The organism is uncultured Limosilactobacillus sp., assembly GCF_934202235.1.
Classification (GTDB): domain Bacteria; phylum Bacillota; class Bacilli; order Lactobacillales; family Lactobacillaceae; genus Limosilactobacillus.
This window is the reverse complement of record NZ_CAKPXS010000054.1, coordinates 1-10,436: the sequence shown is the minus strand read 5'-3', so window position 1 is coordinate 10,436 and position 10,436 is coordinate 1. Positions and strand designations below refer to the sequence as shown.

At 50.2% G+C, this 10,436-nt stretch carries 10 protein-coding genes; all 10 read right to left on the bottom strand.

Going from position 1 to position 10,436, the window contains the following annotated elements; genetic code table 11:
• Nucleotides 1-118: 118 nt before the first annotated feature.
• Nucleotides 119-1,231: an RNA polymerase sigma factor RpoD gene (gene rpoD / locus Q0E49_RS07295; protein WP_180961346.1), complete on the bottom strand. Its 1,113-nt coding sequence runs from the start codon at nt 1,229-1,231 to the stop codon at nt 119-121.
• A gap of 26 nt (nt 1,232-1,257) precedes the next feature.
• Nucleotides 1,258-3,141: a DNA primase gene (gene dnaG, locus Q0E49_RS07290; protein ID WP_295747540.1), complete on the bottom strand. Its 1,884-nt coding sequence runs from the start codon at nt 3,139-3,141 to the stop codon at nt 1,258-1,260.
• A gap of 124 nt (nt 3,142-3,265) precedes the next feature.
• A complete protein-coding gene (gene glyS, locus Q0E49_RS07285; RefSeq protein ID WP_295747538.1) occupies nt 3,266-5,344 on the bottom strand; it encodes a glycine--tRNA ligase subunit beta in 2,079 nt (692 codons plus the stop codon).
• 1 nt (nt 5,345) lies between these two features.
• Nucleotides 5,346-6,329, bottom strand: coding sequence for a glycine--tRNA ligase subunit alpha (gene glyQ, locus Q0E49_RS07280; protein ID WP_295747536.1), 984 nt, complete (start codon nt 6,327-6,329; stop codon nt 5,346-5,348).
• A 265-nt stretch (nt 6,330-6,594) separates the two neighbouring features.
• Nucleotides 6,595-7,380, bottom strand: coding sequence for a DNA repair protein RecO (gene recO, locus Q0E49_RS07275; protein WP_295747534.1), 786 nt, complete (start codon nt 7,378-7,380; stop codon nt 6,595-6,597).
• A gap of 20 nt (nt 7,381-7,400) precedes the next feature.
• Nucleotides 7,401-8,318 carry a GTPase Era gene (gene era / locus Q0E49_RS07270; protein WP_295747532.1) on the bottom strand — a complete coding sequence of 306 codons (918 nt, stop codon included), beginning with the start codon at nt 8,316-8,318 and terminating at the stop codon, nt 7,401-7,403.
• Between the two features lie 3 nt (nt 8,319-8,321).
• Nucleotides 8,322-8,720, bottom strand: coding sequence for a diacylglycerol kinase family protein (locus tag Q0E49_RS07265; protein WP_295747530.1), 399 nt, complete (start codon nt 8,718-8,720; stop codon nt 8,322-8,324).
• Nucleotides 8,704-9,183 (bottom strand): rRNA maturation RNase YbeY, encoded by a 480-nt coding sequence (gene ybeY, locus Q0E49_RS07260; protein ID WP_295747528.1) that lies wholly within the window; start codon nt 9,181-9,183, stop codon nt 8,704-8,706. The genes Q0E49_RS07265 and ybeY overlap by 17 nt, the downstream gene beginning before the upstream one ends.
• Nucleotides 9,183-10,169: a PhoH family protein gene (locus Q0E49_RS07255; protein WP_295747526.1), complete on the bottom strand. Its 987-nt coding sequence runs from the start codon at nt 10,167-10,169 to the stop codon at nt 9,183-9,185. Before Q0E49_RS07255 ends, ybeY begins: the two co-directional genes overlap by 1 nt.
• Before the next feature lie 29 nt (nt 10,170-10,198).
• A partial coding sequence (locus tag Q0E49_RS07250; protein WP_295747524.1) for a GatB/YqeY domain-containing protein occupies nt 10,199-10,436 on the bottom strand: 238 nt, incomplete at its 5' end.

The window sequence follows — 10,436 nt, the reverse complement described above, 5'->3', positions numbered from 1 at the left end:
GTGCTGAGCTATATTTGGTCATAAAAAATACCCCACAATCATTAGACAATTTTGTCTAACAATTGTAGGGCACTTCAGAGCGCTTGGCTCGCGGCGGTCTTTTTTGCAATTCTGAATGTTATTCCAAGAAGTCCTTGAGCTGCTTTGACCGTGATGGGTGACGCAGCTTGCGGAGCGCCTTGGCTTCGATTTGTCGAATCCGTTCCCGGGTCACCCCAAAGACCTTCCCAACTTCTTCAAGTGTCCGGGTCCGACCATCATCGAGACCGAACCGCAACCGCAGAACGTTTTCTTCACGATCCGTTAACGTATCCAACACGTTTTCCAGTTGCTTTTTCATCATCTCATTGGCTGCATGGTCAGCTGGACTTGTCGCATCGTGGTCCTCAATAAAGTCGCCCAAGTGGCTGTCATCCTCTTCACCAATTGGCGTTTCCAGTGACACTGGTTCCTGAGCAATTTTCAGAATATCACGGACCTTACTCGTCGGCATATCCATTTCCGCCCCGATTTCTTCTGGCAGCGGTTCCCGACCGAGGTCTTGCAGTAATTGCCGTTGGATCCGAATCAGCTTATTAATGGTCTCGACCATGTGAACCGGTATCCGGATGGTCCGGGCCTGGTCAGCAATCGCCCGGGTAATCGCTTGCCGAATCCACCAGGTAGCGTAAGTGGAGAACTTAAATCCTTTCCGGTAGTCGAACTTTTCGACCGCCTTCATCAGGCCCATGTTACCTTCCTGAATCAAATCCAAGAACTGCATTCCCCGACCGACGTAACGCTTAGCAATGGAGACAACCAGTCGCAAGTTTGCCTCAGCCAGCTCTTGCTTGGCTTCTTCATCCCCCTGCTCAATCCGCAGCGCTAATTCTACTTCTTGATCGGCCGTTAGCAAAGGAACCCGGCCAATTTCCTTCAGGTACATCCGCACCGGGTCGTTAATCTTAACGTTGGTTGGTGCCTTGGTATCCTTCATCGCCTTTTGTGAAAGCTTTTCGGTCGCCTTCAAAGCCCGGGGATCAGGATCACCATTGTCGTCAACCACGCTAATTCCGGCATCCTCGACGTTTTGGATTAAATTGTCCATCCCGTCGGCATTCAACTCAAATGGTTCAGCCAGTGCCTTGGTCAGATCATCATACTTGATCTGCTTTTGCTTCTTAAACTTGCGAATCAGCTTACCGACGGCGGCTTCGTACTTCTTCTGGTCAAAGTCCTCCATGTTGGAAATCACAATTTCTTTTTTCTTTGCCATATCTAGCCAATCTCCTCCGTTTTGAGTTTTTCTCGCTGAGAAAAAAGGTCAATGAGTTCATTAACCAGTTTACTCTCTAATTCATCATTATGAACAGCACTCGCTTCAGCCAATTCTGCTTTTTTCTGCCGAATTCGTTCTTCAATTGGCTGCTGCTGGGTAATTACCTTTAAACAATCGGCGATTCCCTGGTCGTTGAGTACCTCACTACCACGCCGCGATTCAACCTCCGATAGCTGCGCAGCCAATCGTTGGTCGGCTAACCGGCCCATGACCCGGTCGATGGTGATCTCTTGATCAGGGTCAGCCGCCTTAATTTTTGCCGCGACCTGGTAGATCTCCTGAAAGGTCGCCGTCACAAAGCGAAAATTAGGGTAACGAACGACAGTTGCCCATGCTTCCGGGTCGTGCAGTATCGTGTGTAACAATAATTGTTCGGCCAGCTCTAACCGCGTTAATTTCACCCCGACCGGCGCTGGTGATTGAGTCGCACCCTGCCTGGCAGCCGTTGCAGGCCGTCGATAAGTTGACTCACTTTGCCGTCGCGGTTGTCGTTGAGGTCTGTTAGCGAGCAATTCACCCAGCTGCTGATTCAGTGCCTCCCGGTCCAGGTTGAACTCAGTCGCCAGCTGACCGACGTACATGTCACGGGCCAGTGGTTCACCGACGCCAGCAATCACGTTTAAGGCGGCATTGAGGTAGTTAAGCCGCTCGTTTTGATTGCTTAAGTCAACCCCCTGCCGAAGATAACGGAGGCGGAACTCAGCTGGTGTTTCCTCGTTTTTCTGCAGGTATTCACGGAACTGCTCCCCGCCATATTGCTGAACATATTCATCAGGGTCAATGCCCGCCGGAAGCTGAACCACTCGTAACTGCAATACGCGTTGGCTTTCGTCTTCAAAAAGCTTGAGTGCCCGCTCAATAGCCTGTTGACCGGGACGGTCCCCGTCATAGCAAATGTCAACCTGGTTAGTTAAGCGGCTAATCATGTCGACTTGTTCGCCAGTTAAGCTGGTCCCCAGGGACGCAACACCATTATGAACGTTAGCCCCAAAGGCCGAAATGACGTCCATAAACCCTTCAAAAAGGTACAGCTTCCCGCTTTTCCTTGCCACCGACTTGGCCTGGTCAAGGTTAAACAAGGTGGAACTTTTTTGGAAAAGGATTGTTTCTGGACTATTCAAATACTTTGGTAAGTTAGCATTCTTCGCTAACAACCGTCCCGAAAAAGCAATCGGTTTGCCTCGTGAATTTAGCAGCGGAAACATCACCCGCGACGAGAAGCGGTCGCTCAGTCCATTCTGACCATTGACGAAGAGGCCTGACTGCTGCAGCAGCTGCGAATCCACCTTCTTATCAGCCAAGAAAGCCTTGAGGACCCGCTTCTGCGGCGCAAACCCAATATGAAACTGCTCGATTAGTTCCCGGCTCATCCCCCGCTTAGCAAGGTATTGGCGCGCTGGTTCCCCTGCTGGCGTATTCATCAGAATATGGTGATAGAGGTTCATTGCTAGTTGATGAACTTCAATTAGCTGTTGCTTTCGCTGCGCTTGCGGATCAGTAACCTGCTGCCGCCTGATATTGTTATCAGTCGCCGGCAAGCTGATATTGGCCATCGCCGCCACTTCGCGAAGCGCATCAAGGAAGCCCTCGTTTTTTAAGTCCTCAAGAAAGTGAAACACGTTACCACCGCGGTGGCAGCTAAAACAGTAAAATAGCTGCTTTTTTTCATCCACAGAAAAGGATGGTGTCCGCTCATCATGAAAGGGGCATAACCCCATCAGTGACTTCCCGGCTGGCCGGAGCTGAACGTACTGGCCAATAACATCGACAATATCGACGGAATGACGGACCTGGTCGATCAGTTCCCGTGAAATTTTGGCCACTTTGCACCCTCCCTTTCAACAGCAAACAAAGGTCGCCTTCTTTTTTCGAACGCGACCTTTGTCCAATATCATTAATTGCAGATAGTTAGCGCAATCATAATTAACTCAACGCTTATTCAGTTTACTACTTGACAATTAATTCGTCAAGATTACCGAATTCCTTAGTCATTGCCGCGATAATGCTCAGTTGTGACAACCGGTTATGCTTGACCGCCTCATCCTTGGCCATGATCATGTTTTCTTCGAAGTAATCACTGATCAATTCACGGAGAGCCAGCAGTTCAGTAAAGTGTTCATCAAGGGTCTGACCGTCAAACTTTTGTTGCAGTGCTGTCGTCTGCTCCCACAATGCCTTTTCGGATGGATTTTCAAACAGTTGGGGGTTCACCTGCCACTGTTCAGCTGGCAGCTTCCCCTTGGTTGCCAGACGAACAACCCGCGTGAGTGCCTCAACCGCTTCTTTAAAGTGGTCATTGTCCTTGCGTCGGTCAATCGCAGCGGCAGCTTCAATGACCGCAGCAATATCATTTTGCTCGGTATCACAAACTGCATCAATGATGTCGTGACGGAGGTGTTCTTCGTGGAAGAGCTGCTTGAGCCGGTCCAAGAAGAACGACCGAACGTCCTTGGCGTGACGGTTGAAGTCTAATTGGTTGTCAATTCCAGCCTTGGTCAGTGCCTGGCTGTATGCTGTTGCCATTTCCATCAGCGGCAGGTGCCACTGCCGGTCAGCGATGATCCGCACAATTCCGAAGGCCTGGCGACGCAAAGCATAAGGGTCATTGGAACCACTTGGGATCATGCCGACAGCGAAGAAGCTCATAATGGAGTCTAACTTGTCAGCAATTGCCAAAACTGTCCCGACCGGAGACTGTGGCAGTTCTCCTTCGGCACTTGTTGGCATGTACTGTTCTGCAATCGCCTTGGCAACCGCTGGCCGTTCACCCTGCAGACGGGCGTAAATTTCCCCCATAATTCCCTGCAGTTCAGCAAATTCACCAACCATCTGGGTAGTCAGGTCAAACTTATAAATCTGACTAGACCGTTTGAGGTCTGATAATTGTTGGTCATCAAGGCCCACTTTTTCACCCAGCAACTGGGCCAACACGGTTACCCGCGCCAACTTTTCGGCCATCGAGCCAATCTTGTCGTGGAAGCTGACCCGCGACAGTCGTTTGACATAGTCGGCAATTGAGATCTTCTGGTCTTCTTCATAGAAGAACTTGGCATCTTCCAGCCGTGGAACCAGCACCCGTTCGTTCCCCTTAATAACATTATCCAAATAGTCACGATTACCATTGCGGACAGCGATAAAGTTCGGTAGCAACTTTCCCTGGTGATCACGAAGGTAGAAGAAGCGCTGGTTATCCTTCATTGAGGTAATGAGGACTTCGTCAGGTAAGACCAGGTACTTTTCGTCAAAGGAGCCCGCAAAAGCCGTTGGCCACTCAACCAGGTTGTTAACTTCTTCAACCAGGTTCGGATCCTTATCAATTACCCAGTCGTGTTCTTCCACAATCTGATCAATCTGATCGTTGATCACCTGCTTGCGTTTAGCCTGGTCGGCAATGACAAATTGTTGGTGAAGGGACTCTTCGTAATCCGTTGCCTCTTTCAAGTCAATATCGTGTCCCAGGAAACGATGCCCACGAGTTGTCCGTCCCGCTTCAACGTCCAGAATATGGAATGGAACCACCTGATCATTGAGCAGCGAAACCAGCCAACGGATTGGCCGAATAAATTGTAATTGGTGGTAGCCCCACTTCATCTGGGTAGGGAAGTTCATTGAAGTAATGACCTCTGGCAACCCCTGGAGGACTTCTGCCAGTGTCTTCCCCTCAATGTGCTTTTCAACAAAGACGTAGGCAGTGCCCTTAACGTCCTTGAATTCAATATCGTCAACGGTTGCCCCCTGTCCGCGGCTAAACCCAATGGCCGCCTTAGTCCAATTACCATCGGCATCCTGGGCAATTTTCTTGGCCGGCCCCTTGACTGATTCGTCAATATCCGGTTGCTTATCATCCAGGCCACTAATGAGCAATGCTAAGCGGCGGGGTGTTGCGTACTCCTTCATGCTGTCAAACCCAATGCGCTGATCCTTTAAGTAGTCAGCAACCCGTTGATGAAGCTGCTTAATACTTGGCGTAACAACGTGTGCTGGCATTTCTTCAACGCCGACTTCCAATAAGTATGTGTTAGCCATGTTACTTCTCCCCCTTTTGTGCTTTGCGTGCTTTCTTTGCCGCGCGTTGTTTAGCCTTTTCCGCCTTTTTGGTGTACTCCGCTAAGGTCTTTTGCCGGAGCTGTTGGTCATGAATCAGTGGGAAACCACGCTTCCGCCGTTCTTCAACGAACGCTTTGGCAATGGACTTGGCCATGATCCGAATCCGGTGCAGGTAACCAGCTCGTTCAGTGACAGAAACGGCGCCACGAGCGTCCAAGAGGTTAAAGGTGTGGCTGCACTTCAGCACGTAATCATAGGCCGGGTGAACGAGTCCCAGCTTAATCAGGCGTTTTGCTTCGCTTTCGTAGTTGTTAAATGCTGATAGCAGCATCGCCTGGTCGCTTTCCTCAAAGGCGTACTTGGAGTGTTCATACTCTGGTTCCTTAAAGATATCACCATAGAGGACCCCGTCAGCCCATTCCAGATCGTAAACGGAGTCAACGTTTTGAATGTATTCGGCCAGCCGTTCCAAGCCGTAAGTGACTTCTGAAGCAACCGGATTCATTGGCAGTTCACCAACTACTTGGAAGTAGGTAAACTGAGTGATTTCCATCCCGTCAAGCCAGATTTCCCAACCGACACCAGCACAACCCATCGACGGGTTCTCCCAGTTGTCTTCAACAAAACGGATGTCGTGTTCCAGTGGGTCAATTCCTAGCTCCTTGAGACTACCCAAGTAGAGGTCCTGAATGTTGTCCGGGGAGGGTTTCATAATTACTTGGAATTGGTGGTGCTGGTAGAGACGGTTGGGGTTTTCACCGTAACGGCCGTCTGCTGGCCGCCGTGATGGTTCGACATACGCAGCATTCCACGGTTCTGGTCCAATCGCCCGCAAGAAGGTATAAGGGCTCATCGTCCCCGCCCCCTTTTCCGTATCGTAGGCCTGCATCAGCATGCAGCCTTGTTTTGCCCAATATTGTTCAAGCGTAAAAATGATGTCTTGGACACTCAGTTTTTTTGCCATATTAACTCTCCCTTTCCAAAAAAAGACCTGTAATCACTAGACTTAGCCAGTGATTACAGGGACGAATGTCATTCGCGGTTCCACCCTGCTTTTCCGTCAAGACGGAACAGCTTGATTAATGCAGCTGTAAGGTGCCCACCCGGACCTGACAAGCGGCTTTCACTATCCCACTCTCGCTGAAGTCAGCACACCGGTTAATTCCTCGTCGTTGCTGCAGTTATTTTCTTGATGAACGTCATCATCATAGAAAAAAAAACAATGATTGTCAATCCTTGCGGCCACTTAATTTTAGTTGAGAATCCCAGTTGTCCATCTGGCGGATGAAAGTCCGACTTCGCAAGTGAAGTCCGACCTGGTTGTTATAGATGGTGTCAATTAACTTCTGAAGTCGTTGTTTGATATAGTCGGAAACATTAATCGCTTTCACCTTCGTCAAATCAACTGTCGAAAGCAGCTGCAAGTAGCCAGTAGTCCGCTGGTCCAAGCGGATCCGATAGGGGTCACGGTCAAAGTGATTGGCACAGAGCATCCCGCCATTTTCTTCAGAATAATTCAACGGCAGATCACGCCGACCACAAACAACACAGCGGTCCCAGGTAGGCTGAACACCAAACTGACTGAGCAATTGAAGTTCGAGCACGTTAACGATGATCTGCGGGTCCATGCCTTGATCCATCAGGGAAAGTGCACTACTGACCTGGTTAAACCAGCGCCCGAGCGGTTGACCATCATAAAATGCCGCATCAACCAGGTCAAACAGGTAGGTCGCATACGCATTGGCCGTCAAGTCGGCAGTGATGTGCTGGTACTGTTGAACCTGGTTGGCAGCCGTTAGCAAACTAAGCCGTCGCTGGTGGAGCACCCCTAAATACGAGCCATGACTAAACGGCAGGACTGTCGCCGCTAGTTTAGCCTTCGGCCGTTTAGCGCCGCGGACAAGAAACATCAGCGGCCCCTGCGATGCCGTTAACATCTTTACCAGGAGGTCGCGTTCGCGAAAATCCCGCCGCGACATTACTAGCCCGGTAAAGCGGCTGACTTGTTTTGCCATGGCAGACACCCCCGTGACAATTAATAATCTTTATTGCGGTAACCGTATTCCTTTAGTAGCGAGCTCTTGTCTCGCCATTTGGGCACTACTTTGACCCACAGTTGTAGGTAAACGTGGTTCCCTAACAGGGCTTCAATATCCTTGCGGGCAAGGGTGCCAATCTTCTTCAACATCGCACCCTTTTTACCAATAATGATTCCCTTTTGTCCTGGACGTTCCACCACGATGTTGGCACTAACCTGCACGTGATTATCACCCTGGTCCTTGACAGAGGTGACATCAACGGCGACCGAGTGTGGTACCTCATCACGAGTCAGGTGAAAGACCTTTTCTCGAATAATTTCCGCAATCACAAAGCGCTCCGGATGGTCACTCACCTGGTCTGCCGGATAATATTGTGGTCCTTCGGGCATCGCCGCGACCAGCGTTGAAAGTAGCTGGTCAACGTTATTGCCATTGAGGGCTGATACCGGAAGGATGCCGGCGTATTGACGTCCGCCCTTGTAGTCATCCACAATGGTTGGCAGGTCGTTGGGGTGGACCTGGTCGATCTTATTGACCACCAGGTAAACGGGCTTATCAACGTGGTCAAGAACATGGTCGACAATAAATTGGTCACCCATACCGCGCTTATCTGCCGCACTCACCACGTAGAGCACCGCATCCACTTCGCTCAGGGCAGAATAAGTCGATCGTTCCATAAAATCGCCCAGCTTTGTCCGCGGTTTAGTGACTCCCGGGGTATCCACAAAGACCAGCTGCGCGTTCTTCGTCGTATAAACGCCCTGAATCTTGTTACGGGTTGTCTGGGCGACGTTACTCATAATGGCCACCTTTTGGCCAACCACCTGGTTAAGCAGGGTTGACTTGCCAACGTTAGGCCGGCCAACCATTGCCACAAACCCAGAGTGAAAGACTGGTTGTTTTTCTTCTGTCATGACTTACCTCCTGAAAAGCTCTAACAATGCTGGTACAAAGACCAGCAAACCAACAATGGCCGCCAACCATGAAGTGAGTAAGACGACGCCGGCTGCAATATCCTTGATGTGCTTTGCTACCGGTGAATAGTGGTGGCCAACCAGGAGGTCAACCAACTCTTCAACGCCAGTGTTCGCCATTTCGGCAATCAGGACTGCAAAGACAGCCACCATTAACCAGCACCAGCCCTCTACCGAAATGTGAATCATCAAACCACAAACCACCACGAGGACGGCAGCAAACAGGTGAAAACGGAAATTCTGTTCACGCCTTGTCACGTGAATAATCCCATCCACTGCGTGCCGCACTGCCTGGGTAAAATGACGGTTACGGCTAATCTGGTGTTTATCTGGTGAGGCCATAAGAATCTAAAATCTCCCGTTGCAAGGTAAACATCTTTTTTTCATCAGCTGGCTGTTCGTGGTCATAGCCGTTCAGGTGTAAAAAACCGTGAACGACTAAAAAGCCGAGTTCGCGCTCTGCTGAATGACCAAGAAAACCGGCCTGCTCCGGAACCTTATCAAGACAGATAAACAGGTCACCGAGGTTCTCCGGTAGTTCCGCCCGCAGTTCGGCAGGCATTTCAAAAGAGCTTTCGTTACCAGTCTCTTCAGCCGCAAAACTAATAACGTCGGTCGCCCGGTCAACACCGCGGTATTGCTTGTTCAATTGGCGGATTTCATCGTTTAAGACGAAGGTTAACGACATTTCAGCACTCTCGGCCACGTGAAGATAATCAGCCGCGTAATTCAGCAGTTGAATGGCCAATTGACGCTGGTCAGCAGTTAACTGGCCGGCCGTGTGGTCTAGCAGTGTTAATTCCATTATCTCTCCCCCCGCTGACTTTCTTGGTTCTCGTAAGCAGTAATGATTCTTGCAACCACTGGGTGGCGCACCACGTCATCAGCACTAAAGTGCACAAAGTCAACCGACTTAATTCCCTTGAGGATCCGTTCAGCACTGACGAGGCCACTCGCGTTGTGCCGCGGCAAGTCAATCTGTGAAATATCACCGTTGACCACCATTTTGGAGCCAAACCCTAACCGCGTCAAAAACATTTTCATTTGCGGATTAGTGGTGTTTTGCGCCTCGTCGAGGATCACAAAGGCAGCATCAAGTGTCCGTCCCCGCATGTAAGCGAGCGGCGCAATTTCAATTGTCCCTCGTTCAACGAGGCGTTCAACGTGGTCAGCCCCCATAATCTCATTTAAGGCGTCATAAATTGGCCGCAGGTAGGGATCAACTTTCTCTTTCAGGTCACCAGGCAAAAAGCCAAGACTCTCCCCCGCTTCAACAGCAGGCCGGGTCAGAATGATCCGTTCGACTTGCCCCCGTTTCAGGGCAGCAACGGCCATTGCTACGGCCAAGTAAGTTTTCCCGGTCCCAGCTGGTCCAATCCCAAAAGTAATGTCGTTTTCCTTGATCGCCTGAATATACTGCCGCTGGCCGAAATTTTTCACGCGGATTGCACGGCCACGACGGTCCTTAATGATGGTTTCGCTATACAGGTCGCCAAAGTACTCGAGTGTCCCCCGGTGGGCCATCTTCATGGCACTAACGATATCGGTACTGCTCAACATAATGCCCGCCTTAATCAGCTTCACTAGTTGATCAATCACGTCAACCGTCAGCAAAACGTCATCTTTGGCCCCGCTGATCTTTAACTGGTCGCCAAACGGGTTGATGGTGACAGCCATCCCCGATTCCAGTAGTTCCACATACTTATCCTGGGTCCCGAGTAACCCGACTTCGACCTGCTGATCAGCGATCTGGTAAGCCTGTTCAAACTTTCCTGATTGTTTTTCAGTCAAAAAGTAATCCCCTTTACCTTTATTGCTTCTTACTGGAGAAGTGACTTGACAGTCTTGTTAACCAGCTGACCGTCAGCCTGGCCCTTCAAGGCCTTCATTGCAGCACCCATCACTTTACCAAAGTCCTTCATGCTGCTGGCATTTTGTTCCTTGATCACTTCTGCCACTTTTGCCTTAACCTCGTCATCTGGCAACTGCTTAGGCAGGTACTTCTCAACGACCTTCATTTCAGCCGTCGTCTTTTTGATCAAGTCGTCACGGCCGGCC